Origin of the sequence: Oscillibacter sp. (assembly GCF_028693505.1) — a bacterium.
GTDB lineage: Bacteria > Bacillota > Clostridia > Oscillospirales > Oscillospiraceae > Oscillibacter.
Window position 1 is genome coordinate 46,254 of record NZ_JAQUVF010000004.1, and the last position, 24,361, is coordinate 70,614.

Genomic DNA, 24,361 nt, shown 5'->3' on the forward strand with positions numbered 1-24,361 from the left:
AATTTAGGCTTTACTGGGACAAACTCCCATGGTATTCTATTTCCCGGTGATAAAATTGACAAAGGAAAAAATTTGCGCCGTAGGGAAGGGCATCGCAGGGAAGCTGCCGGTATTTTTGTTCTGCGTTCTCTTCATCAACGGCTACAACACATGGTTTGGAAAAGAAAATAGCATCGTTGGCGTCATTTTACTGATGGGACTGCTGATGTTCCTGAAGGCTGATTTCGGCATAGACGCAAAATACAGCGCCGTGCTGGTGCCGTTGCTGTTTGTTTCGATGGGACTATGCGCCAAGCTCTCCGCATGGAATCCGTTGGTGGGGCTGGTGGTGGATGCGGTTTTTTTGAGCGCCGCCCTGCTGTTTACCCGGTTGGACGCCACCCACAGCGCATATCTGCCGTTTTTCATGGGGTTTCTCATGCTCCGGGGCTACGATGTGACCGGCGAGTTATTTGTCAAGCGAATGGTGAGTCTGGCGGTCATCGGCTACGTGGTCGGTCTGCTGCACTTTCTGGGCAGTCGCAAAACCTGCGGACACGCCCAGCCAAGCGCTTTACTAAGAGGCCTTTCCTTGTATGGTCCGTGGGAGCGCTGGGCCTTGAGTTTGACGGTCACGCTGCTGGTAACGCTGCTTTTTGGCGATTTGCTGAGCATTCCAAAAAGCATGTGGGTAAACCTGACCGTGCTATCTTTGATGATGCCCATTGAGGACGATTTGGTCCGTCGGCGGCGACTGCGCATTCCTGCCACTATTTTAGGCTGTGTGCTGTTTATCGCGCTGTTTGGCTGGCTGATTCCCCCGGATTACCAGACGGCGGCGCTGTTGTTGGCAGGATTTCTGTCCATGTTCATCACGTCCTATTTCATCAAAACGGTCTATAATTCCTTTAGCGCACTGGTCACAGCCACGTTGCTGCTGCCCGCCAAGGCAGCAGTCTTGACCCGCATTGGCAATAATTTAATTGGTGCGGCCGTGGCGCTTTTGAGTTTGTTCCTGTTTAACCGAATCTTCCTTCGGTTGGACCAGCGACGCCAGAACGCTGCCTGATGACATGTAAAACCGCCGGAACGATTTTCTTCGTTCCGGCGGTCAATCGATTTCAGTGGGAACGGACAGCCTTGGCGTTTGGGATTTCCAAAATCTGCGTCAAGCGTTCTAAATCCAGCGTGCCATCCACATACTGTTTCACTGCCGCTTCGGCGGCTTGTTTCCATGCCTGATACTCCGCATCCTGATAAATGGCCGGGGCACGGCTGACACGCATGGCATAGGCTTTATTTCGCCGCTGATAGAGGGACAAACCCTCGTCGGCGGCGATTTTCTTTTCGTATTTTTCCTTGGCTGCCAGCTCCTTGCAGGTCTTGCCGGCTTTGCCTGCCAAACGGTCGCAGTAGACTGTCCGAGAGGAGAAGGGCTGGAAATAGCCGCCGCAGTAGGCGCATTTTTTAAGCCTTACGTTCTGCTGTGCCATCTCCTGAATCTCCGTCAGTAGCACCGCTTGCAAATCATCAGCCCCCAAAAATAGGCGGCTGGTGATGTCCTCCGGCGGCTTCATTTCCTGAGCAGGGGAGAGGATGGGCACAAACTCATGTCCGCCGATGTAGATGCGCCGCTCGACACGCAGATAATCGCTTAACCCCGCCAGTTTGGCCGCCAGCAGCTTATCCCGGCTCTGGCGCATACAAAGCCGCTGCAAAGGGCTTTCTTTGCGCTCGTCCATCAGGAAAACATCATCGACTAACGCGCACAAGTCCGAACGGAGCTTTTCTAGCTCCAGTAGGCGGTATCGCAGCCAAATGACCTTTTTCTTTTCAAAGGACATTGGAAGCAGAGCGCTGGTCAAAAAGGGATACTGGGATTTTATTTTGGCTGCAACCGCCTCCGCCAGCTTTTCCCGATCGGTTGGGTGGTTCAAATCATCTGCAGTTACGACCAACTCGTTCAAGAAAGTGTCAAAATCTGTGGAAAGAAAGGTCAGCAGGGCAGTGCCAAGTTGATCCTCCACAAGCTTCAGTCCATCGTCGATCCATTCTGTTTTCTTGTCAAAACTCAAGCAGTACAAGGCTTTCATGGCATTTCCTCCGTGGTAAACGCAGTCACAGTCAATGTGTCATATCATTTGTAACACAATCACTCTACCACATCTTGAAAAGTGCGTCAACGGTTGCTATGCTCATTGTAGCGGATGAATCTCAAATGAGATCATCCGTTACAATTGAATGACCGTTCGGATGAGACGCCGCTTTGGGGAAGTAGGCCGTGACCCGCCGTTTTTGAAATGGCGGCAGCCTGCCAAGAAGAGCACCGGCGTCAGGGATAGGCAACCCACATCCGGGGAGACGGCAACAAGTTTTCTGTGCAGCACGCATACGTTAGCAGAAGGGAGGGGAGCAGAATGATCAAAAAAGCGGAGTTTTTAGAGCGTCAAGGGGACCCATCGGCAAATCCAGAATTTCTACTGGAGTATCAGAGGGCCGTTCTGCGTTCCCTCCAAGAAAACGGAATTTTGACCAGTGAGCAGATGGCAGATTGCATTTCCTTACTGGTAAAACAATGCCATTAAAGCTGTTTTACTTTACAGATATTTCTATTCCGCACAATTGCAAAAAACCACGTTCAGCCGTAAACTTTCGAGAAAGGAGGCGGTTTTATGATTCGTGTTGCGGCCTATTGCCGTGTATCCACCGACAAGGACGATCAGGCGAACTCATTTGAAAGTCAGCAGAAATATTTCCGGGAGTGTATTGACCGCAACCCGGACTGGGAGTTGCAGGACATCTACGCAGACGAGGGCCTGTCCGGCACCAGCACCAAAAAGCGCAAGCGCTTCAACCAGATGATTGCGGCGGCCCGAAGCGAGAAAATTGACCTGATTATCACCAAGGAAGTCAGCCGCTTTGCCCGTAATACCGTAGACACGTTGGAATACACCCGGGAGCTACGCAAGCGGGGCGTGGGCGTTTTGTTCCTGCTGGACAACATCAACACCATGGACACCGACGGGGAGCTGCGGCTGACCATCATGTCCTCCATGGCGCAGGATGAGAGCCGCAAGACCTCGGAGCGAGTCAAGTGGGGCCAGACCCGGCGCATGGAGCAAGGCGTGGTCTTTGGCCGGGAGCCGCTGGGCTACGATGTGAAGAACGGCTGCATGACGGTGAATCCCGAGGGGGCCGCCGTGGTGCGCTACATCTTTCACAAGTACCTCGTGGAGCGAAAGGGCACGCCTACGATTGCAAAGGAACTCTGTGCTGAGGGGATTCTATCCAGCCGGGGCAATCTGAAATGGTCCAGCGCAACCGTGCTGAAGCTCCTACGAAATGAGAAATACTGCGGCGACCTGATTCAAAAAAAAACCTATACGCCGGATTTTCTTACCCACGAAAAAAAGTACAACAAGGGGCAGGAGGAACTGGTGATTCTTCGAGATCACCACGAGGCCATCATCGACCGGGAGACGTGGGAGACCGTGCAGCGGGAGCTGAATCGGAGGAGCCATCACAATTCCGCCACCGACAACGGCCACGGCAATCGATACCCGCTTTCCGGAAAAATGAAATGCGGCAATTGCGGCAGCAGCTTCTTGTCCCGCAAAAAGAAAACCCGCTCCGGCAAACCCAAAAAAATCTGGCGCTGCGGCAAAGCCACCATCGAGGGCAAGCTCCGCGCCGATGCCCAAGGCAATCCCATCGGCTGTGACTTCGGCCATCAAATCCGAGAAGAGGTGGCCATGGACATTCTGCGCCGCTCCATCGAGGCGGTGCAGCTGGACGCAGAGGGCGTCATTGCAAACCTGACCCACATTGTGGAGACGGTGCTAAAAGACGCTCAGGATGACGGCAGCGGTCAGCAGCGACGCTTGGAGCTGGATTTGGAAGCAGAGCGCCAGAAAAAGCAAAAAACCTTGGAGGGATTCTTGAATCAATCCATCTCCAAGGCAGACTACAAATTTATGAACGACCGCTACGATGCCGCCATTGCCGGCCTTCTTCAAAAGCTGGACGCCATTGAGGAGCGCCGCAAGCTGGACACCCAAGCAACCGGCGCACGGCGGGACATCAAAGCCGCTATCCGCAAAATCGTGACCGAGAAAAAGTCCGATAACTTCTGCGGGCAGCTGCTGGATCGCATGACGATTTACGCCGACGGCAGGGTGGAGGTAGCCTTGAAACTACTGCCTTCCCGGTGGTTTTTCCTGCTGGAAGGCGTATGGAACTTTCGCACCCAAATGCAGGAGCAGCAGCCTTCCGAGTTGCCGATATCGGTCAGCAGCGCTTTCAACTCCGGATAGGGCATGGTGTAGCGCTGGCTCAGGTACCGCAATGACGCGCCAAGCTCGCCGTCAGGTCCACCGTACTGAGAGATGATGATCGACGCCAGCTTGGGGTTGGTCGTCTTAATTTTTACCGGGTACTGCAATTTCTTTTCGTATACAAACATTACTCGTTCCCTCCTTCGTCCCAGGGCCACGGGTCTTTCAGCCAGGCGTAGCCGTCCTCGGGCGTAAGGTCTGTTTGCAGCAGGGGACCGTACATTTTCTGATACTTCTCCCGGCCTTCCTTGGAAAGCTTGATATAGGACCAAAACAGCTGTAAAACCTCCTGATCCTGCGCGTGGGTGACCAGATACAATCCCAGCTCGTCAATGGCAAAATCCAGTGCCATCAATTCTACCAGAGCCGTATTGGACATCTTGGTCTTTGCCTGCATGGCCGCTTTGAAGGGCAGGTCCAGTCCGGGAAACAGCGTGCCGGTCTGCAATGCCTCCATCCGGCTGAAGCGGACGGGATTGGGCTCCTGCATGGGAATATAGGGAAACGCCAGCGAAGCGCAGCTACCGGGCAGCGAGCCCTTGTCAGCGCCGCAGGACGGAGTGGATGGGTTCTGATTTTCCATGTTCCATGGATTCCTCCTTTTGAAAGGATGGCGCGCGGAGGCTCCACGCGCTCAGTTCAGTATATGCTCCAAACCGGGAGAAGGCGCCTGCCCTTGATTTCCCATGGCGGAGGCGCTATAATCAGGCATATGGGATAAGCAGGCGGGCATACCCTCTTCCGGGGGTGTTGAATTTGATCATCTGCATTCGAAGGCGTCACCTGCGGGCGGCGGCCCTGCTGGTTTGCTTGCTGCTGGGTCTTGGGGTGTTTCTCCAGTGGGACAGTGGACCGTCCCAGCCGGTTTTTGCCGTGCGGGAGGGCGTCCCCATCACGGTGGTGGTGGACCCCGGCCACGGCGGGGAGGACGGCGGCGCCGTTTCGCCCGGCGGGGTGGAGGAGAGCCACATCAATTTGGTGATTGCGTCACAGGTGAATGATCTGCTGCGCTTTTCCGGCTGGCAGACCCGCATGACACGGACGGAGGACGTCTCCATCCACAATGCGGAGGCTTCGTCCGCCCGGGAGAAAAAGGTTTCCGACATCCATAATCGGGTGGAAATCGTCAACGGCACGGAAAACGCTGTTCTTTTGAGCATCCACCAAAACAGTTTGCCATCCTCCAGGGTGACCCATGGCGCGCAGGTGTTCTATAACGGGCAGGCGGGGGCGGATACGCTTGCAAAGGCGGTGCAGGAGACGCTGAACACCGCCATCAATACGGAACGCGCCAAGCAGACCAAGGCCATCCCACCCACCATCTATTTAATGAACAAGGCGCTGGCCCCGGCGATTTTGGTGGAGTGCGGCTTCCTCTCCAACGAAGAGGAGACCGTCCTGCTTCAAAACGACGTCTATCAACGAAAGCTATCCGCCGCCATCACCGCGGGATTTTTGCGGGGCATGACTGCGGGAGAGGAAGTAGCATGAAGCAAAAAACGCTCTTTTACTGCACAGAATGCGGAAATGAGACGCCGAAGTGGGCGGGGAAGTGCCCCGCCTGCGGCGCTTGGAATACCATTGTAGAGCAGCCGGAATCCAAACCCATCGCGGTCAAGGGCGGCAGGGGAGCCGTCCGGTCCGCGGGAGCGGTCCGGCGCGCCTGCGCGGTGACGGATTTGCAGACGGATGAAGAAATTCGCTTTCCCACCGGCATGGGGGAGTTGGACCGGGTCCTTGGCGGCGGCGCGGTGAAAGGCTCGCTGGTGCTGGTGGGCGGCGCGCCCGGCATCGGAAAATCCACGCTGATGCTGCAAATTTGCAGTAAGCTGTGCGAATTTTCCAAGGTTTTGTATGTATCCGGCGAGGAGTCGGAGCACCAGCTCAAACTCCGCGCCGGGCGGCTGCATGTGGATAGCCCCAGCTTGTTCGTGATTTCGGAAACCGGTCTGGGAGACCTGCTGGAATCCGTTGCGGCGGAGCGTCCGGACGTTTTGATCGTGGACTCCATCCAGACGCTCTACAATTCCGCGCTGGACTCGCCGGCGGGCAGCGTCAGTCAGGTGAAGGAGTGTACCATGGCCCTGATGCAGCTGGCAAAGGGGCAAAACATCACCGTGTTCGTCATTGGGCACGTGAATAAGGAAGGCTCCATCGCCGGTCCCAAGGTGCTGGAGCACATGGTGGACTGCGTGCTGTACTTCGAGGGCGACCAGCACACGTCCTATCGCATCCTCCGGGCAGCCAAAAACCGTTTTGGCGCCACCAACGAGATCGGCGTGTTTGAAATGCGGGACGCGGGGCTTGTGGAGGTGGAAAATCCGTCGGAGATGCTGCTCTCCGGCCGACCGGAGGACGCGCCGGGCACCTGCGTCACCTGCGTGATGGAAGGCGTGCGGCCGGTGCTGGCGGAGATTCAGGCGCTGGTGGTCAGCTCTGCCGGTGGAAATCCGCGCCGCACCAGCAACGGCTTTGACTTCAACCGGGCCGCCATGCTGCTGGCAGTGCTGGAAAAGCGGGGCGGATTGAAAGTGTCCGCCTGCGATGCATACCTGAACATCATCGGAGGACTTTCGCTGGACGAGCCTGCCGCCGACCTTGCGGCGGTGGTGGCGCTGGCCTCCAGCTATTTGGACCGTCCCGTGCCAAGCGATCTGGTGGCCATCGGGGAAGTGGGGCTGACAGGGGAGCTGCGGACCGTCAATCAGCTGGACCAGCGCATTTCCGAGGTGCAGCGGCTGGGCTTTCGCAAGTGCGTCATTCCGTTTCACCGCGCGGCGGATGCGCAGGCGTTTCCCGGATTGCAGCTGCTTCCGGTGCGCAATATCGGTGAGGCGATCCGAGCCGCGCTGCGTCCGTCGGAATAAAATGGACGCAGGCGCCGCCAAGAGACGGCACACCGGCAGCCGCCGCGCTGTCCAGCGTGCACACGCCGTCACACTGGTAGATACAACCGCTGGTACAGGGAATCAAACTCATTCGTCATCATCCGTTCTTTTTGTGATGGCATTAGCTTGACCGGAAGTACCGCGTTTTATGAATCCATACAGAGAGAGGAGGGTTTGGAACCAGACACCAAATTGAACAAAATAAAAATTTTGTTCAATTTAGGGGAGAGCAATTTGCCCTTTTCCCCGGGAAAGTCCTTTTTCAAGCCCTCATTGGCTACGCGGCTATCCCGGTGATTTTGGACAATCTGTGCTTTCCGAATGGTTCCCACCAAATCATATGATCGATTACCGCACCGAAGCGCCGCCGATTTTGCGGGATTTTTTATCCTATCACGAAACCATCAAGGCGCACTCCCGGCGCACTGTGGACGAATATTTCTTGGACCTGCGCAATTTTTTTCGCTATCTCACGCAGCTGCGCGACCCGTCGCTTGCCGGCAAAGCGCTGGACGAAATCGACATCTCGGGCGTGGATCTGGAGTTTGTCGGCTCCGTGACGCTGACGGACATTTACGGCTATATGACCTATTTAAGCCGCGACCGCGTCCAGCACCTCAACAGCCCCCAATCCGATTACGGACTCTCCGCCGCGTCCCGCGCTCGGAAAATCGCCACCATCCGCTCGTTTTACGGGTACCTGACCAATAAGGCCCACCTACTTCGTGAAAATCCTGTCAAAGATATGGATTCGCCCAAGCTGCGTAAAACGCTGCCAAAATACCTGACGCTGGACGAGAGCTTGCAGCTGCTGGACGCTGTGGACGGGAAAAATCAGGAGCGGGACTACTGTATTTTGACGCTGTTTCTCAACTGCGGCCTGCGGATTTCGGAGCTGGTGGGCCTCAATCGCCGGGATATCCAGGAGGATGCGCTTCGGATCCTCGGCAAAGGCAACAAGGTCCGCATCATCTACCTCAACGACGCCTGTCAGGCGTCCATCAACCGCTATCTCGCCGTGCGGCGGCCCATCACCGGCCGGGACGCCGACGCGCTGTTTCTCTCCTCGCAAAATGAGCGTGTCAGCCGGTCCACCGTTCACGCCATGGTGAAAAAGCGGCTTTCGGAGGCCGGCATCGACTCCCGGGAGTACTCCTCCCACAAGCTGCGCCATACCGCCGCCACGCTGATGCTGCAAAACGGCGTGGACGTGCGGGCCGTGCAGGAGGTTCTGGGCCACGATCATCTCAACACCACGGAAATCTACACCCATATTGACAACGAGGCCCTCCGGGTTGCTGCAAAGGCAAATCCCTTGTCACATGTTAAGAAATCAAAGAAAACTTGATATAGAAGCTGAAAGGCGTCATCGTTTGGAACGATGACGCCTTCTCTTAAACATATATATTCTTCGCAGCAACGTGGAAATTTACTGCATCTGCTTCTGGAGACGCTTGCCAAATGCCCAGCACAGGATGGTGGTGTAGGCTGGAACAAACAGTAAAAATAGCAAAATTTGATTTACGGTAAACGCAGCCTCGAAAAAATTTTCTCCGTACTCAGCGGCATAGCGGAGCAGTAAGCCGAAACACGATGACAACAGCACGATTCCATAAACAAAAAGCATGGTCTTTTTGCGTGTGGAAGCGCCATGGACCCTGCAAAGCAAATAGGCAACAAGTCCATAGCGCACACAGGCAGAAAGGACTCCGCTGATGCCTCTATGCAACGGGAGTGGATATCCCATATAACCGATTCCTATTAAAAATACCGTTTCCACAAAAATACACAACAAAAATGTTCTGGATTTCATCTGACCGCCTCCCAGTCCCAGCAAATTTCAATATGGCGGCGCCATTGCGGCAGGCTCGCTTCATCGCACCACAACATTTTCCTCGCCCAGCGTTTGCTTAGCCTCCTCCAAAAGAGCCGGATGGAGCAGCGCCCGGGTGAGAAACACCTTCCGAGTATCCGCCATGACCAGCTTGACCTGGGCGGTACCGGGGAACATCTGAAAGACCAACTTCATGTGCCGCACCGACGGATGGTCCAGCCCCGGAAATTTCAAAAACAGCGTAGCGCTCTCCTCCGGCGGTTTGTCGGATGGCGCCGCGGCGGGCAGACCGGCATCCACGCCGGAAAGCGGATACGCGGAGTCGCACAGAATCTGGGGTGCCTTCTCGTCCCGGACGGAAAGCTTCCCCTGCACAACCACCGCCTGATTTTCCCGCAGATAAGCTCCACAGGTATCCAGCACCCGGGAAAAACACAAAAGCTCCATGGAAGCGGAATCGTCCTCCACCGTCACATAGGCCATCAGCGTGTTGTTCTTGGTGGTTTTCGTCTTGCTGGAGGTCACCACGCCGCAGATGGTCACCCGCTGGTTGTCTGCAAAACGCACCGGTCCCCCCTCTTGGGAAAAATCCTCCAAAATGGAACCGATGGTCGGCGCTTTGAGCTTGCGCACCTGCTCCCGATAAGCGTCCATCGGATGGCCGGAGAGATACAGCCCCGTGGTCTCTTTCTCCATGGTCATCAGTTCCTGAGGGGCGAACTCAGGAATATCTGGCAGCGGTATTTCCTTTACAGCTCTTGACCCACCGCCGCTGTCCGCCGCCATGGAGAAGAAGTCCATCTGCCCCTCCAGATTCTTTCGCTGCTGGTCGGCAACGGAGTCCATCACCTTCTCATAGACCTGCATGAGCTGGGACCTGCGGGCGCCCAGCGCGTCAAACGCCCCGGCGCGGATCAGATTTTCCACGGCCCGCTTGTTCATATCGCTGCCGTTCATCCGCTGGCAGAAATCCGTCAGGGACGTGAAGGGCGCGTTTTCCCGCTCACGCATGGCGGCGAGGATAAAGACCCGGCCGATATTTTTGATGGCCACCAGTCCGAAACGAATGCCCCCCTCCTCCACAGTAAAGCAGTCGGAGGAGCGGTTGATGTCCGGCGGCAGCAGCGCGATGCCGCAGTCCCGGCACTCCGTGATGTACCCCGCGATCTTGTCGGAGTTGTCCAGCACGCTTGTCAGCAGCGCCGCCATATATTCCCGGGGAAAGTGGCACTTGAAATAAGCCGTCTGATAGGCCACCACCGCATAGGAAACGGCGTGAGCCTTGTTGAAGGCATAGTTGGCAAAATCATAGATTTCCTGATAAATGGCCTCTGCGGTTTCCTCTGGAATTCCTTTTGCCATGCAGCCTGTAATGTTTCTTTCCTTGTCACCACGAATAAAGGCTTCCTTCTCCTTTTGAATCTGAGATGCCTTCTTTTTGGAGATGGCGCGGCGCACCATATCCGCCTGTCCCAGCGAGTAGCCCGCCAGCTGCTGGAAAATCTGGATAACCTGCTCCTGGTAGACGATGCACCCGTAAGTGACGGAGAGGATAGCTTCCAGCGCCGGGTGCTTATAGCGGATGAGGGCGGGCTTCTGCTTGCAGGCAATGAAACGCGGAATGGAATCCATGGGGCCGGGCCGGTAGAGCGCGATGATGGCGGTGATATCCTCAATGTTCTGGGGCTTCAAGCCCACGCACACGCCGGTCATGCCGGTGGATTCCATCTGGAACACGCCGGCGGTCTGCCCCCGGGAGATCATCTCGAAGGTCTCTTTGTCGTCTTCGGGAATCTGCGCGAGACGGAACTCCGGCAGGTGGACTTGCAGCATCTTCACAGCGTCATCCAGCACCGTCAGGTTCCGCAGGCCCAGAAAGTCCATTTTTAAAAGGCCCAGTTCCTCCAGCGTGGTCATCACATACTGGCAGACCACGGACTCATCGTTTTTGGCAAGGGGCACGTACTCGTAGACGGGCCGTTTGGTGATGACCACGCCGGCGGCGTGGGTGGAGGCATGGCGTGGCATCCCCTCCAGCGCCCGGGCGGTGTCGATCAGCGCGCGGATCCGCTCGTCGCCCTCGTAGAGCTCACTGAGGGGTTTACTCAGCCGCAGGGCGTCGCTCAGCGTGATATGGAGGGTGGTTGGCACCTGCTTTGCGATCTGATCCACCTCGGCGTAGGGGATGTTCATGACCCGGCCCACGTCCCGGATGACACCCCGGGCCGCCATGGTGCCGAAGGTGACGATCTGGGCCACGTGGTCGTCGCCGTACTTCCGGCGCACATAGTCCACCACTTCTCCCCGGCGGGTGTCGCCAAAGTCCATGTCGATATCCGGCATGCTGACCCGTTCCGGGTTCAAAAAGCGCTCAAAATACAACTGGTACTGCATGGGGTCGATGTCCGTGATGCCAAGGCAGTAGCTCACCATGGACCCCGCCGCGCTGCCGCGGCCCGGCCCCACCGGGATGTCCGCGCTTCTGGCATAGCGGACGAAGTCTGAAACAATGAGAAAATAGTCCGTAAAGCCCATTTTCTCGATCATATCCTGCTCGTAGGTCAGCTGGGCGCAATATTGCTCATCGTCTCCGTAACGCGAGCGATAGCCCTCGTCACAGAGCTTTTTCAGGTAGGAAAAGCTGTCATACCCCGGCGGGAGCTGAAATTCCGGCAGGTGGTACTTGCCAAAAGTGAATTCCAGATTGCACATTTGCGCAATTTTCCCCGTGTTCTCCACCGCGCCCTCATACCCGGAAAACAGCGCCGCCATTTCCGCCTCGCTGCGCAGGTAAAAATTCCGAGGCTCGTAGCGCATCCGGTTTTCATCGTCCAGCGTCTTTCCGGTTTGGATGCACAGCAGCACATCGTGGGCCTGCGCATCCTCCTTGCGGAGATAGTGGGCGTCGTTGCTGCACACCATGGGCAGTCCCGTCTCCTGATGGAGCCGTAAAATTCCCTGATTCACCACGGCCTGCTCCCGGATGCCGTGGTCCTGCAGCTCCAGATAAAAGCGGTCGGAGCCGAAAATCCCGCTCATTTCCAGGGCGTAGGCCTTCGCGTTTTCATACTCTCCGTTGCGCAGCAGCCTTGGAATTTCCCCGGCAAGGCACGCCGAGAGGGCGATCAGTCCCGCGCTGTGCTCTTTCAAAAGGGCAAGATCGATGCGGGGCTTCACGTAAAACCCCTCCGTCCACGCCATGGAGACCATGTAGGAGAGGTTCCGATACCCCTCCTCATTCTCGCAAAGCAGCACCAGATGGCGGCTCTCCGCGTCAAATTCGTGGACCTTGTCAAATCGGGAGCGGCCCCTTGGCGTTACGTAAACCTCGCAGCCGATGATGGGCTTGACGCCCTCCGCCTTGCAGGCGCGGTAGAAGTCAATGACGCCGTACATGACGCCGTGGTCCGTGACGGCGCAGGCGGTCTGCCCCATGGCCTTCACAATGCCGGGCAGGTCCTTGATGCGGCAAGCGCCGTCCAGCAGGCTGAATTCGGTATGGACATGAAGGTGGACAAAGGACATATGGCCGCTCCTATTCTCTCAGTAAATTTTCTTCCACAAACTTAAGCGTCTCTTCCTGCTCCCGGTGAGCAAACAACGGGGCAAAGCGGGTCCAGAGAAGCCAGCCCCCGCCGCCCCAAAGCGGGACCATCACGCAGGCCGCCGCCACCGCAAAGGGATCGCCGCCACTCACAGCCAGTATCATGCAAAAAACTGCCAGCATCACACCCAGCAGCGCGTTTTTCATGCCCTTTGGCGGCAGGAAACCGCCGGAGACATAGCAGCCGCCCTCCGCAGGGACGATCTGCCCCACAAAGGGCAGCAAAGGCCGCACCTGCCACATGCCGCCGGTTTTTATCACATAAAACCGCCCGTCCGGCAGCAGCTTTGCAAAGACCTGATGCTCTTCATAGGCCCAGCCGCTTTTCATGGGTCTTGCCCGCACCAGTAGCCTCGCGCGGAGCTGCTCCGGCGTCAGGGCGCTGTAAAATTCATAGCGCCGCGCCATCCGCCGCACCTCCCTGCGTCTCTCAGCGCAGCTCTTTTAAAATCTCTTCCACGATCTCCACCGCGGTGACGATCATGATGTCGCAGTGCCCGGTAAGCCCCATGTGGGCCGCAGCGGGCGTCATGGCTTCGTTCGGTTCCAGTCGGCTTTTGAGCAGGTCCTGACAGCGCAGCGCGCCGAATTTCCCGGAAAAGCGGTTTTGCAGGTCCTTTCCCAGCGCCACCGTCCGCTTTTTGCTGCCCACGGGATCGGCGGTATCCACCGGGGTCAGCAGCCCCAGCGTCATGACGGCGCCCACCACGGCGCCGCAAAGCTCCCCGGTCCCGGCGCCGGCTCCAAAGCCGCCCGCTATGTTAAAGCTCTCCTGCTCACCCAGTCCCGTCAGGTCCGAAAACGCCGCCACCACGCTCTGGCAGCAGTTAAATCCTCTTTTATGGTAGGCACTGGCCCGTTCAAAATGATTCACAAATCGTTGCTCCTGTCTTATTAGAATTGTACTTTTTTCCGCCGTGCAGTCAGGGACAAAGTCCCTCCTCCGACAAAAACTCTTCCAGAATGCGCACCGCCTCCACAATGAATACGGCGCAGATGCGGCGGCTGCCCAGCGCCTGTGCCATTTCGCGATCCGCCACGGACGGCTCCGTGGCCAAAAGCGCCCCGCAGCGGGTGCAGCCAAACCGCGAGACAAAGCGGCGGCGCAGTTCCGCCGCCTTGTCGTATACCCTCCGCTTAGCGGCAAGGTCATTTTCTCCGGTGTGAGGAACCAGCATCCCCAGCACCAAAAGCGCGCCGCTGAGCGCGCCGCACAGCTCTTCCTGCGTACCGCCGACGCCGCCGCCAAGACCCCCGGCAATGGAGAGCGCGGTCTCCTCCGGAACGCCGGTGAGATCGCCGAAGGCGGCCAGGACGCATTGGGCGCAGTTGAAATCCCGCTTTCGATACGCATCCGCCCGTTCCCGGCGCGTCATACGCACTCCGTCCTTTCCGGTTTTCCCGCCAGCTCCAGCAGCTTGCGCAGCCGGTGGTTCAGACAGGATTTCGTGACCGGCGGATCAAATTCCTCCGCCAGCTCGGAGAGGGTCAGCTCCGGATTTTCCAGCCGCAGCGCCGCCGTTTGGCGCAGCTTGTCCGGCAGAGTTTCCAGCATGCCCGCCCCACGGAGCCGCCGAATGGCCTCCAGCTGCTCCTGCGACGCCAGCACCGCCTTATCAAGATTCGCGCTGTCGCAGTTGAGACGGCGGTTCACGCTGTTGCGCAGGTCCTTTTCCATCTTGGCGGACATCATGTTCATGGCGGCCACCGGCGCGCCGATCAGGGTGAGGAAATCCTCGATCTGGTCGCTTTGCTTGAAATAAGTAACGAAGCTGCCGTTTCGGCTGATACTTTTGGGCGGATAGCCGCTCTCCCGCAGCAAAACCTCCAGTTCCCGGCTGGCCTGCAAATGGGAGGTGGTCAGCTCCAGATGGTACCGCTTGGCGGGGTCTGTGATGCTGCCGCCCGCGAAAAAGATGCCCCGCAGGAAGGACGCCCGGCAGCACTCCTCCTCCAGCATGGCAAAGTTGATGTGCAGCACGGCGTTTTGCCGGGGATCGTAGCCCAGCAAATTGACAATGTGGTCCATCTTTTGGCTGTCCGTGATTTGAAAAACCAGCTTGCCGGATTCTCTTTGCGGCGTTTCCGTCTTTTCGTCGTCCGTTCCGGCCAGCCGAAGAGCCTTCTCCGGCTGGCGGTCGAAGTGCAGGGCGAAGGCGCGGTGAAAGAGCTTGGGAAGCCGGGCTGCAAAGTTCTGGTTTTCCGTCACGATGCGCACCTCGGCGGGGTTAAAGGTATTGCAGTAAAGCAAAATACCGTATGCCTCCGCCCGGACGCAGCAAAGCCGCTGCACCGGCAGCTTACAAAGCTCGTTTTTGGTGTCGAAGGAAAAAGACATGAGCGTCTCCTTTCGTCGGATTCTTAAGGGCGGCAGGCAGTTTATACCTGCTTTTCCACCCGGTAGCTCTCGCCCTGAAAGTTTTTCCCGGCGATGCGGACGCTGCGCTCCGCGTGGAGCAAAACCAGCTCTCTTGCGAGATGACCGGGATCGTGGCGGACAAAGCCGTTATCCACTGTGGCGATGGGGCGCTTCACCACCTCCACACCCAGCGCCGCGCAGTTTTCCACGTCGCAGAAAAGCGGGGCCGCGCCCTCTTGGGCGTATCGGGCGGCAACGCCCTTGGGAATGGGGGAGGAATTTGCAAGGCACAGATTGAAAAGGCCCTGGGCAGAGTGGTGGAACAGCGCCGCGATATGGTCGGAGACCGTGTACCCCTCGGTCTCCCCTTCTTGTGTCATGATATTGCAGATGTAAATTTTCAGCGCGTCGGAGTCCGCAATGGCCTCTGAGATGCCGTCCACCAAGAGATTGGGGATGATGCTGGTATAGAGGCTGCCCGGTCCCAGAACGATCATGTCCGCTTCCTGGATGGCCGTCAGCGCCGCGGGCAGCGCTGCGGGACGCTCCGGCAGCAGACGCACGCAGCGGATGCGGCAGTCCTCCCGCTTCTTGCAGTAAGAAATCTTGGACTCCCCCACCACCGACGCGCCGTTTTCAAACTCCGCCTCCAGTGCCACATTGGCCGTGGTCACCGGCAGCACCCGGCCGGTAATGGCCAAAACCTCGCTCATGCGGCTCACCGCCACGTCGAAGGAGGGGGAAATGCCGTTGAGCGCAGCCAGAAACAGGTTGCCAAAGCTCTGCCCGGTCAGGGACCCGTCGGTGAAGCGATAATGCATCAGCTCGCTCATCAGCGGCTCGGTGTTTGCCAGCGCCTCCATACAGTTGCGGATATCGCCCGGCGGAGGCATGCCCAAGTCCTGACGCAGCATCCCGGAGCCCCCGCCGTCGTCCGCTACCGTCACGATGGCGGAGAGATTCTCCGTGTACTGCTTCAGCCCCCGCAGCATGGTGGAAAGACCGTGACCGCCGCCGATCACGGCGATTCTCGGTCCGTGGGCGCGGGGGAGGCGGTATGATACGCGATTGTCCATCGTCTCTCCTTTTTCTCAGCCGCCCCGGCTCATATCCCGGTGGTTTTCCGTCACCTGATACCCCAGCTCCCGGATATACGCCGTCAGGGCGTGGGTCACCGCCACAGAGCGGTGGTGTCCGCCGGTGCAGCCCACGGCAATGACCAGTCCGGTCTTGCCCTCCTCGGCATACAGCGGCAGCGTGAAGGCCAGCAGGTCCTCCAGCCGGGTAAGGAACTCCCTGCTTTGCTGAAAGTCAAACACATAGTCGGAGACGGCTGCATCCAGCCCCGTTTGCCCACGGAGCGTGTCGATATAGTAAGGATTTGGCAGGAAGCGGACGTCAAAAACCAGATCCGCCTCCATGGGAAGGCCGTACTTAAAGCCAAAGGAGGTCACCCTCACGGACATGCCGCCCTTTTCCCCGGTCTTGTCAAACCGCTGTAAAAGCTCGCTGCGGAGCTGGGCGGTGGAGGTGTGGGAGGTGTCGATCACAAAGTCGGCACGTTTCCGCACCGGCTCCATCAGCTCCCGTTCCTGCCGGACGGCCTCCTCCAGCGAGTCCGTCCGCCCCAGCAGCGGATGGCGCCGCCGGGTCTCCTTATAGCGGTTGATGATCGTCTCGGGGGACGCCTCCAAAAACAGCATCCGGCACACGCAGTCCATGGTTTTCAGATGGTCCAGCACGTCGAACAGCTCCGCAAAGGAGCTGCCGGTGCGCACGTCGTATACCAGCGCAACCCGGTCGTACCGCCCGTTTCCGCCGGCGCAGAACTCCGCAAATTTCAAGATCATGGCGGCGGGCATATTGTCCACGATGTAAAAGCCCATGTCCTCCAAAAAGGACGCCGTCTTGCTCTTTCCGCCGCCGGAAAGGCCGGAGATAATCAGAATTTCCATATGGTTTTTGCCCTCTTTCACCCCTGGATGATGCGGACCTCCGGCTCCAGACGGACGCCGGTTTGCGCAAAGACGCGCGCCTGCACCGCTTCGATCAGCGCCGTCACATCCGCGCAGGTGGCGCCGCCCCGATTGATGAGGAAGCCCGCGTGCTTTTCGGACACCTGCGCGCCGCCCACCTGTAGGCCCTTGAGTCCACACTGGTCGATCAGCGTCCCGGCGAAGTGCCCCGTGGGGCGTTTAAAGGTGCTGCCGGCACTGGGCCATTCCAGCGGCTGGCTGGCCTTTCGGCGGGCCATCAAATCCCGCATATTTTCTCGAATCTTTGTTGCGTCCCCCACTGTCAGCTGGAAGGTCGCCCGCAGGACCACCGCATCCGGCCGGTCGGTAAGGAGACTGTGGCGGTAACTTAAATCCAATGCATCGCAGGAAAGCGTCCGAACGCCCTCCTCCGGAAAAAGGACCACGGCACTTTGCAGCACCTGCTTCATCTCTCCCCCGTAGGCCCCGGCATTCATGCACACGCCGCCGCCCACCGTGCCGGGGATGCCGTGGGCGAATTCCAGACCGCCAAGGCCCCGGCGGCAGGCAAAGTCCGCAAGACGGGCAAGGGACGCGCCCGCCGCCGCCGTGACAGCGGCGGGCGTCTCCCCCTCCGTGATCTCTTGGAACGCCGCCGAGGTCTCGATCACCAGACGGTCCACGCCCTCGTCCGGCGAGAGCAGATTGGTGCCGTTGCCGATGACCAGCGGTCTCCCTCCGCAGCGCTGCCCGATGGCGCGCAGCAGCACCAGCTGCTCCCCGTTTTTCGGGAAAGCCATGCGCCGGGCCGGACCGCCGATGCGAAAGGAGGTGTGGCGGCTCATCGGCTCGTCGCACGCCACCGTCACATCCGGCAGCTCACCGGCAAGTTGTTTGTCAAATTCCGCTGTCCAATCCATAGGGACCCTCCCAAAATTCAGAGTGCGCGGCCCAGCAGAGCCGCGCCGATGATGCCTGCGTCGTTTCCAAGCTCCGCCCGCAAAATGCGGGGCAGCTTTCCGGTGTGGCGGGGATAGCATTCCCGTTCCACGATCTGGCGCAGCGGCTCCATCAAAAGGGCCTCCGGCGCACCGGCCACGCCGCCGCCGATGGCCACCGCCTCGGGCTGCAAAATGTTCACCAGATTGGTGACGCCACAGGCAAGATAGTCCACATACGTCCGGCAAAGCGCCTTCGCGGCGCAATCGCCCTGCTGCGCCGCCAGAAAGGCCGTCCGGCCCTCCACGCCGTCTTTTTCCGCGAGTCGGTGGAGCAGGCTCTCCGGGTGACGCGCCATCGTCTCCCGAGTCATCCGGATCAATCCGGTGGCGGAGGCGTAGGCCTCCCAGCACCCGCGCCTGCCGCAGTTGCAGGGCGCGCCGTCCTTTTCCACCACCATGTGTCCCACCTCGCCCACCATGCCGCTCCCGGCGTAAAGCTTTCCGTTCAGGATGAAGCCGCCGCCCACGCCGGTTCCCAGCGTGACGATGGCAAATTGCTCCGTTCCCCGGCCCGCGCCGCACAGCCACTCACCCACCGCCGCGCAGTTGGCGTCGTTTTCCAGCAGCACGGGAAGGTCCAGATATTTCCGAAAGAGATCGCTCAGAGGCACATTTTGCAGCGGAATGTTGCAGGTGTAGCAAATTTTCCCCTCTGCCACAGCCCCCGGGATGCCGATGCCCACATACGCGATCTCCCCCGGCGCCGCGCCGCCTTTTTCCAGCACGGCCCCCGCCAGCGCGGCGAGGGTCTTTGCAAAGTCCTCCGCGCCGTGAAAGACCAGCGGCGTGCGCTCCGCGGCAAGGATCGCTCCGCTCTCCGACACCAGACCGGCTTTCAGATTCGTGCCGCCCACATCGATTCCGATGTACATGCGCTCCCTCCTCTTCTCACACCCGTCCGCTGCCGGAATCCGCCCGCATGTCGACCTTGCGCGCCAGCTCCTGGGCGGCGTTGAACCCAAATTTCCGGTGGCGGTTGTTCATGGCCGCCACCTCCACGATACTGGCAAGGTTTCTGCCCGGCCGCACCGGGATGGTGATGATGGGCACCTGAATATCCAGTATCTCCGTAAAATGGTCCTCAATGCCCAGCCGGTCGTAAAACTTCGTCTGGTCCCACTGCTCAAAATGGACCACAAGGTCCAGCTGGGATTCCACCTTGATGGCCCGCATCCCAAAGAGCTGGCGCACGTCGATGACGCCGATGCCCCGCAGCTCGATATAGTGGCGAATGACCTCCGGCGCGGTGCCGATGAGCTGGTTGGAAATGCGCCGCAGCTCCACCGCGTCGTCCGCCACCAGACGGTGGCCCCGCATGATCAGCTCGATGGCGCTCTCGCTCTTGCCCACGCCGGAATCGCCGGTGATCATCACGCCCTCGCCGTAAATGTCCAGCAGGACGCCGTGACGGGTGATGCAGGGCGCCAGCTCCCGGTTGAGATACTCGATGGTGTGGCTGGTGAATTCCACCGTGGTCTCCTGAGTCCGCAGCAGCGTCTTTTCATGCTCCACCGCGCTGTCCAGACACTCCGGAAAGCACTCCAGCCCCCGGGAGATCACCAGCGCGGGAATGTCATACAGGAAGAGATCGTCAAAGCACTTGCGGCGCTGTTCGCTGGAGAGGCCCTTGAGATAAGTGTCCTCCGCCTTGCCGATCACCTGCAGACGGCGGGGATCGAAATAGTCGTAAAAATCGTGAAACTGGAGGCCGGGCCGGTTCACATCCGTGATGGTCAGCAGAGCCGCGCCGAAATCGCTGCCCTGATTCAAAACCTCCAAATCAAAAAGAGCCACAAACGCTGTGATTTTCATACCATTTTCACTCATGGCCTATCCTTCCCTTTCCGATGGGAAACGAGAGCTCCGCACCCATCCTGCCAGCCGGAAAACGCCCGGCAAAGCGGTTAAAAATTTCTAAGCTTCCATGTTTTTTATTATATATGAATCCGCCGGATTTCGCAACACTTTCGCTTGATTGGCGCCCAGAATGTCCCCTAAAAAAAGAAAGTAAATTTTTTGAAATTTCCACTTGCTTTTTTGGAATATTTCTGTTATTATATCAGCTGTGCCTGTTTAACAGCACGGAATACGCAACAGCAAGGAGGTGCAACGGATGGCAAAGTGCGAGTTTTGCGACAAGGGCGTAACCTTCGGTATTCAGGTTTCTCACTCTCATCGGCGTTCCAATCGTCCCTGGAAGCCCAATGTGAAGCGTGTGAAGGCAATCGTCGACGGTTCTCCCCGCCATGTGTATGTTTGTACCCGGTGTATGCGTTCCGGTAAAGTCACCAGAGCGGTTTAACTTGGACAAACAGGATCCCGGACTTCGGTCCGGGATTTTCTTTTTATCTTTTCCGGTGACTTTTTTAAGGGGAGGACCTTCGTCCTCCCCTTTTTTATTCCATTTACAGCCAGGCAGTCTCCAGAAGTTCGTCCTTCTTCGCCCGGGTCATCAGCTCCGAGACGACGTCCTTCACCTGCTTGCCATGGTAGAGCACCTCGTAGGCACAGCGGCAAATGGGCATCTCCACGCCCTCCCGCCGGCTGAGCTGGTACACGCTTTCTGCGGCGTAATACCCCTCCACCACGGCGCCGACCTCCTCCATGGCCTCCTGCACGTCCTTGCCCTGTCCGATCAGGATGCCCGCCCGGTTGTTCCTGGAGTGCAGGGACGTGCACGTGACGATGAGGTCGCCCATGCCCGCAAGGCCGCCGAAGGTGCGCCGGGTGCCGCCCAGCCGCTCTCCCAGCCGCGTGATCTCCGCCATGGCCCGGGTCATAAGAAGGGCCTTGGTGTTGTCCTGAAAGCCCAGCCCCGTGCAGATGCCGCAGCTGAGGGCAATCACGTTTTTCAGCGCCGCCGCCAGCTCCACGCCCACGATATCGTCGCTGGTATACACCCGGAAATAGTCGTTCATGAAAGCGTCCTGCACGAAGCGGGCCGCAGCCCGGTCCGGACACGCGCTCACGCAGCCGGTGGGCATCCGAATAATAACTTCCTCTGCGTGAGAAGGGCCGGAAAGTGCAACCACTTTACAGATGTTTCCCGTGACTTCCTGCAAAATCTGGCTCATACGGAGGTTGGTATCCCGCTCAATGCCCTTGGAAACGGAGACCAGCACGGTTTCCGACCGCAGATAGGGCGCGGCCTTCTTCCCCGTCTCCCGGACGGCAAAGGACGGCGACGCGCACACCACCAAATCCGCTCCTTCGAGACAGGCGAGATCCCCGGTGATGTGCAGGCTGTCCGGCAGGCGGACGCCCTGAAGCAGGGGATTTTCCCGGCTTTGTTCCATCTCCGCCGCCTTGGCGGCATTGCGGGACCAAAGGCAGGTGGTATGTCCGTTGTCGCAAAGGACCCGGCTCAATGCCGTACCCCAGCCGCCGCTGCCTAAGACCACTGCTTTCATGATTTGCCCTCCGATCGATGATGGAGCGAAAACTTCCGCTCGGTCCCGTTCAAAAGCCGTTGGAGATTGCCCCGGTGCTGCCACACGATCAAGCCCCCGATGACAAAGCTCAGCGCCACAACCGGTAGCTCTGGATAGCACGCCCACGTGGCAAAGGGGAAACTGGCCCCGGCCCACAAAGAACCCAGCGAGACGTACCGGGTCAGAATCGTCAGCAGCAAAAATCCGCCCCAGACCACCAGCGCGATGCGCCAGTCGATCATGATGGCGATGGTGCCGCCGGAGAGGATGCCCTTGCCGCCCTTAAAGTGGAACATGCAGGGGAACATATGGCCCAGCAGGCAGAAAAGGCCTGCCCAGTATTTCCCCAGCAGGGCCCAGCCGCCAAAAAGCCACACGCCCAGCAGCAGTGCCGCCACGGCCTTCAAAACGTCGCAGAGGATAACAACGAAGGTCAGCGGACCGCCAAAGGTGCGAAAAAAATTGGTGAGGCCCGCGTTGCCGCTGCCGTGGGTGCGCACGTCGTCCCGCAGGATATACTTGGAGACGATGACGGCCCCGTTGAAGCAGCCCAAAAGATAGCCTGCGGCGGCGGTGACGAGCAGCACCGCGAGCAAGGCGGGTCCGGAGGGGACCGCCAGAATATCCACGGTGACCTGACCGCTCAAAAACGTGGGCATGACCTCACTCCTCCTCCTTGTCGCCCTTTTGCCGGATGGAGAGAATGATCGGCGTACCCTCCAGACCGAAGGTATTGCGGATGCAGTTTTCCAGATACCGCCGGTAGGAGAAGTGGAAGAGTTTGCCGTCGTTGCAGAAAACGACGAAATGGGGCGGGCGGATGCCCACCTGCGTCATATAGTAAATTTTCAGGCGGCGGCCCTTGTCGGAGGGGGGCTGCACCCGGGTCTGGGCGTCCGCCAGAACATTGTTGAGCATGCCGGTGGTGATGCGGGTAGAGGCCTGATTGGAAACATAGTCGATCAGCTCAAACAGCCGGTCCACCCGCTGGCCGGTCTTGGCGGAGATGAAGAGGATGGGGGCGTAGGTCATGAAGGCCAGATCCTGCCGGACCTTTTCCCGCATCTTATCCATGGTCTTTTCGTCTTTTTCCACAAGGTCCCACTTGTTCACCACGATGATGCTGGCCTTGCCCGCCTCGTGGGCAAGACCTGCCACCTTGGTGTCCTGCTCCGTGACGCCCTCAACGGCGTCGATCATGATGAGGCACACATCCGCCCGCTCAATGGCCATGGTGGCCCGCAGAACGCTGTACCGCTCGATATCCTCGTCCACCTTGGATTTTCTGCGCATACCGGCGGTGTCGATGAACACGAAGGTACCCTTGTCGTTTTCAAAGCGGGAGTCGATGGCGTCCCGGGTGGTGCCCGCCACGTCGGAGACGATCATCCGCTCCTCCCCCAGAATATTGTTGACGAGAGAGGATTTGCCCGCGTTGGGCTTGCCGATGACGGCCACCTTGATGGCGTCGTCCTCCTCCGCCTCTTCCTCCTCCGGCGGGAAATAACCCACGCAGGCGTCCAGCAGGTCGCCGGTACCGTGTCCGTGGACGGCGGAGACGGCGATGGGATCGCCGAGACCCAGATTGTAAAATTCGTAAAAATCCGGGTTGGGATTGCCGGTGGAGTCCATCTTGTTCACCGCCAGCACGATGGGCTTTCCGCTGCGCAGCAGCATATTTGCCACCTCGTGGTCGGAGGCGGTGAGTCCCGTCTTGATGTCCGTCAGGAACACAATGACAGTGGCGTTGTCAATGGCGATTTGGGCCTGCTGGCGCATAAATTCCAGAATCTGATTGTCAGTCCGCGGCTCAATTCCGCCGGTATCAATCAGTGTAAAGGGCCGCCCATTCCAGTCCGCCTCTCCGTAAATGCGGTCCCGGGTAACGCCCGGCGTATCCTCCACGATGGAAAGCCGCTTGCCGATCAATTTATTGAACAGCATGGACTTGCCCACATTCGGCCGTCCTACGATGGCGATGATGGGTTTCATCGGCTCTCACTTCCTTTCGTTTCTTTCTAATGATAACTCTTCTTTATTATACCCACCCGTGCGCGGGATAGCAAGATAAAAAGCAAGGAGGGAAGAGATCGTCTCTTCCCTCCAAAAGCAAGCATGCAAATCCTTATTTCGCGACGACGGACTTGACAACCTTGACCTCGCGGCCATTGTAAGTTCCGCACTCCTGGCACATTCTGTGAGGCAGGTGCAGCGCACCGCATTTCGGGCATGCGACGAGACCGGGAGCCGTCAGCTTCCACGTGGAGCTGCGGCGCTTATCGCGTCTTGATTTGGATACTTTCCCCTTAGGTACTGCCATTGTGACACCTCCTTGATCTGTAAAGGCTCGGGAGTGTAGCCCGTCCTTATGGATTCCTTTATTTGTTCTCTAAAAGCTTGGCCAGGACCGCCAGCCGCGGGTCCGCCTCCTTTTTACAGGAGCAGGGGCCGAGGTTCAGATCGGCACCGCATCGCGGGCACAGTCCCTTACAATCTTCCGAACACAATGTTTTGGTGTCCATTCCGAGAATGAACGCGGTACGGGCCAAGTCGCCCAGATCGATTTCTCCGTTCTCCAGAAGCACGATCTCGTCGTTGTCCTCGTTCTGAAGCTCCTCTGCCAGCATACAGCCGTATGGGATTTCCTTCTCCTGCGAAAATTCCTTTCCGCAGCGGTCGCACATGGCGTCCACCGTTGTCCGGGCGGACATCGTGAGATCCAGAACATCAGCGCTGTTGCGCACAAAGCCACTGACAGCGACCTTGTTGCAAAGTGGATATCGACCGGAAAACTCCACATCGGAAAGGTCCAGCTCGAACTGAAAGTCCAACTGTTTTCCGGGAGTATGCAAAATTGGTTTTACATTTAAAAGCATAGGTTACCTCGTAATGACACGATTAGTATTATAAGGGATTGCTTCCCCGTTGTCAAACTATTTTTTCGTTTTTTTCTTG

25 protein-coding genes and 1 pseudogene are annotated in these 24,361 nt (G+C 58.3%); 7 read left to right on the forward strand and 19 right to left on the reverse strand.

Annotated elements, in window-relative coordinates; genetic code table 11:
* Nucleotides 1-55 precede the first annotated feature (55 nt).
* Nucleotides 56-1,048, forward strand: coding sequence for an FUSC family protein (locus tag PHI30_RS02155; protein ID WP_300023275.1), 993 nt, complete (start codon nt 56-58; stop codon nt 1,046-1,048).
* A 52-nt stretch (nt 1,049-1,100) separates the two neighbouring features.
* On the opposite strand, the gene PHI30_RS02160 is transcribed toward PHI30_RS02155, so the two are convergent.
* Entirely contained in the window at nt 1,101-2,072 is a 972-nt protein-coding gene (locus PHI30_RS02160; RefSeq protein ID WP_300023277.1) for a DUF6076 domain-containing protein, read from the reverse strand.
* Between the two features lie 324 nt (nt 2,073-2,396).
* On the opposite strand from PHI30_RS02160, the gene PHI30_RS02165 reads away from it, so the two are divergent.
* Nucleotides 2,397-2,564, forward strand: a complete 168-nt coding sequence (locus tag PHI30_RS02165) for a hypothetical protein (RefSeq protein WP_300023280.1) — start codon at nt 2,397-2,399, stop codon at nt 2,562-2,564.
* Between the two features lie 87 nt (nt 2,565-2,651).
* Complete coding sequence (locus PHI30_RS02170; protein WP_300023283.1) at nt 2,652-4,292, forward strand: recombinase family protein; 1,641 nt, start codon at nt 2,652-2,654, stop codon at nt 4,290-4,292.
* Here the strand turns inward: PHI30_RS02170 and PHI30_RS02175 are convergent.
* Both PHI30_RS02175 and PHI30_RS02180 read right to left on the reverse strand, forming a co-directional pair.
* A pseudogene (locus PHI30_RS02175) lies at nt 4,256-4,441 on the reverse strand (manganese catalase family protein); the annotation flags it as partial. The gene PHI30_RS02170 and the pseudogene PHI30_RS02175 overlap by 37 nt on opposite strands.
* Entirely contained in the window at nt 4,441-4,896 is a 456-nt protein-coding gene (locus PHI30_RS02180) for a spore coat protein CotJB (protein WP_300023285.1), read from the reverse strand. The gene PHI30_RS02180 and the pseudogene PHI30_RS02175, both read right to left, overlap by 1 nt.
* Before the next feature lie 164 nt (nt 4,897-5,060).
* Here PHI30_RS02180 and PHI30_RS02185 point away from each other — a divergent pair, with 164 nt between their 5' ends.
* From PHI30_RS02185 to PHI30_RS02195, 3 genes are all read left to right on the forward strand, one after another.
* Nucleotides 5,061-5,804, forward strand: a complete 744-nt coding sequence (locus PHI30_RS02185) for an N-acetylmuramoyl-L-alanine amidase (protein ID WP_300023288.1) — start codon at nt 5,061-5,063, stop codon at nt 5,802-5,804.
* Nucleotides 5,801-7,180, forward strand: coding sequence for a DNA repair protein RadA (gene radA, locus PHI30_RS02190; RefSeq protein WP_300023291.1), 1,380 nt, complete (start codon nt 5,801-5,803; stop codon nt 7,178-7,180). Before PHI30_RS02185 ends, radA begins: the two co-directional genes overlap by 4 nt.
* A gap of 361 nt (nt 7,181-7,541) precedes the next feature.
* The gene (locus PHI30_RS02195) at nt 7,542-8,549 is read left to right on the forward strand and encodes a tyrosine recombinase XerC (protein ID WP_300023294.1); all 1,008 of its coding nucleotides are present in this window, start codon (nt 7,542-7,544) and stop codon (nt 8,547-8,549) included.
* 81 nt (nt 8,550-8,630) lie between these two features.
* Here PHI30_RS02195 and PHI30_RS02200 read toward each other — a convergent pair whose 3' ends face one another.
* From PHI30_RS02200 to hprK, 11 genes are read right to left on the reverse strand one after another with little or no spacing between them, the layout of a single operon-like run.
* Nucleotides 8,631-9,014, reverse strand: a complete 384-nt coding sequence (locus tag PHI30_RS02200; RefSeq protein ID WP_300023296.1) for a hypothetical protein — start codon at nt 9,012-9,014, stop codon at nt 8,631-8,633.
* 60 nt (nt 9,015-9,074) lie between these two features.
* Entirely contained in the window at nt 9,075-12,560 is a 3,486-nt protein-coding gene (locus PHI30_RS02205) for a DNA polymerase III subunit alpha (RefSeq protein WP_300023299.1), read from the reverse strand.
* 10 nt (nt 12,561-12,570) lie between these two features.
* Nucleotides 12,571-13,047, reverse strand: a complete 477-nt coding sequence (locus tag PHI30_RS02210) for a hypothetical protein (protein ID WP_300023302.1) — start codon at nt 13,045-13,047, stop codon at nt 12,571-12,573.
* 22 nt (nt 13,048-13,069) lie between these two features.
* Complete coding sequence (locus PHI30_RS02215; RefSeq protein WP_300023304.1) at nt 13,070-13,513, reverse strand: C-GCAxxG-C-C family protein; 444 nt, start codon at nt 13,511-13,513, stop codon at nt 13,070-13,072.
* Between the two features lie 49 nt (nt 13,514-13,562).
* Nucleotides 13,563-14,015 (reverse strand): C-GCAxxG-C-C family protein, encoded by a 453-nt coding sequence (locus PHI30_RS02220; RefSeq protein WP_300023306.1) that lies wholly within the window; start codon nt 14,013-14,015, stop codon nt 13,563-13,565.
* Entirely contained in the window at nt 14,012-14,977 is a 966-nt protein-coding gene (gene whiA, locus PHI30_RS02225) for a DNA-binding protein WhiA (protein WP_300023309.1), read from the reverse strand. The genes PHI30_RS02220 and whiA overlap by 4 nt, the downstream gene beginning before the upstream one ends.
* 41 nt (nt 14,978-15,018) lie before the next feature.
* Entirely contained in the window at nt 15,019-16,074 is a 1,056-nt protein-coding gene (yvcK, locus tag PHI30_RS02230; RefSeq protein WP_300023311.1) for a gluconeogenesis factor YvcK family protein, read from the reverse strand.
* Nucleotides 16,075-16,089: 15 nt separating this feature from the next.
* Complete coding sequence (gene rapZ / locus PHI30_RS02235) at nt 16,090-16,953, reverse strand: RNase adapter RapZ (protein ID WP_300023314.1); 864 nt, start codon at nt 16,951-16,953, stop codon at nt 16,090-16,092.
* Nucleotides 16,954-16,970: 17 nt separating this feature from the next.
* Complete coding sequence (gene murB, locus PHI30_RS02240; protein ID WP_300023317.1) at nt 16,971-17,894, reverse strand: UDP-N-acetylmuramate dehydrogenase; 924 nt, start codon at nt 17,892-17,894, stop codon at nt 16,971-16,973.
* Nucleotides 17,895-17,911: 17 nt separating this feature from the next.
* Entirely contained in the window at nt 17,912-18,847 is a 936-nt protein-coding gene (locus PHI30_RS02245) for an ROK family protein (protein ID WP_300023320.1), read from the reverse strand.
* Nucleotides 18,848-18,863: 16 nt separating this feature from the next.
* Nucleotides 18,864-19,802, reverse strand: coding sequence for an HPr(Ser) kinase/phosphatase (gene hprK, locus PHI30_RS02250; protein ID WP_300023323.1), 939 nt, complete (start codon nt 19,800-19,802; stop codon nt 18,864-18,866).
* Nucleotides 19,803-20,088: 286 nt separating this feature from the next.
* On the opposite strand from hprK, the gene rpmB reads away from it, so the two are divergent.
* Nucleotides 20,089-20,277, forward strand: coding sequence for a 50S ribosomal protein L28 (gene rpmB / locus PHI30_RS02255; protein WP_295581908.1), 189 nt, complete (start codon nt 20,089-20,091; stop codon nt 20,275-20,277).
* Nucleotides 20,278-20,380: 103 nt separating this feature from the next.
* Here the strand turns inward: rpmB and PHI30_RS02260 are convergent, their stop codons facing one another.
* The 5 genes from PHI30_RS02260 to PHI30_RS02280 form a co-directional block, all read right to left on the reverse strand.
* The gene (locus PHI30_RS02260) at nt 20,381-21,385 is read right to left on the reverse strand and encodes an NAD(P)H-dependent glycerol-3-phosphate dehydrogenase (protein WP_300023325.1); all 1,005 of its coding nucleotides are present in this window, start codon (nt 21,383-21,385) and stop codon (nt 20,381-20,383) included.
* A complete protein-coding gene (plsY, locus tag PHI30_RS02265) occupies nt 21,382-22,065 on the reverse strand; it encodes a glycerol-3-phosphate 1-O-acyltransferase PlsY (protein WP_300023327.1) in 684 nt (227 codons plus the stop codon). Before plsY ends, PHI30_RS02260 begins: the two co-directional genes overlap by 4 nt.
* Before the next feature lie 4 nt (nt 22,066-22,069).
* Nucleotides 22,070-23,398, reverse strand: a complete 1,329-nt coding sequence (gene der, locus PHI30_RS02270) for a ribosome biogenesis GTPase Der (RefSeq protein WP_300023330.1) — start codon at nt 23,396-23,398, stop codon at nt 22,070-22,072.
* Nucleotides 23,399-23,531: 133 nt separating this feature from the next.
* On the reverse strand, nt 23,532-23,726 hold the full coding sequence (rpmF, locus tag PHI30_RS02275; protein WP_300023335.1) for a 50S ribosomal protein L32: 195 nt from the start codon (nt 23,724-23,726) through the stop codon (nt 23,532-23,534).
* 58 nt (nt 23,727-23,784) lie between these two features.
* Nucleotides 23,785-24,237, reverse strand: a complete 453-nt coding sequence (locus PHI30_RS02280) for a DUF177 domain-containing protein (RefSeq protein ID WP_300023338.1) — start codon at nt 24,235-24,237, stop codon at nt 23,785-23,787.
* Between the last annotated feature and the right edge of the window lie 124 nt (nt 24,238-24,361).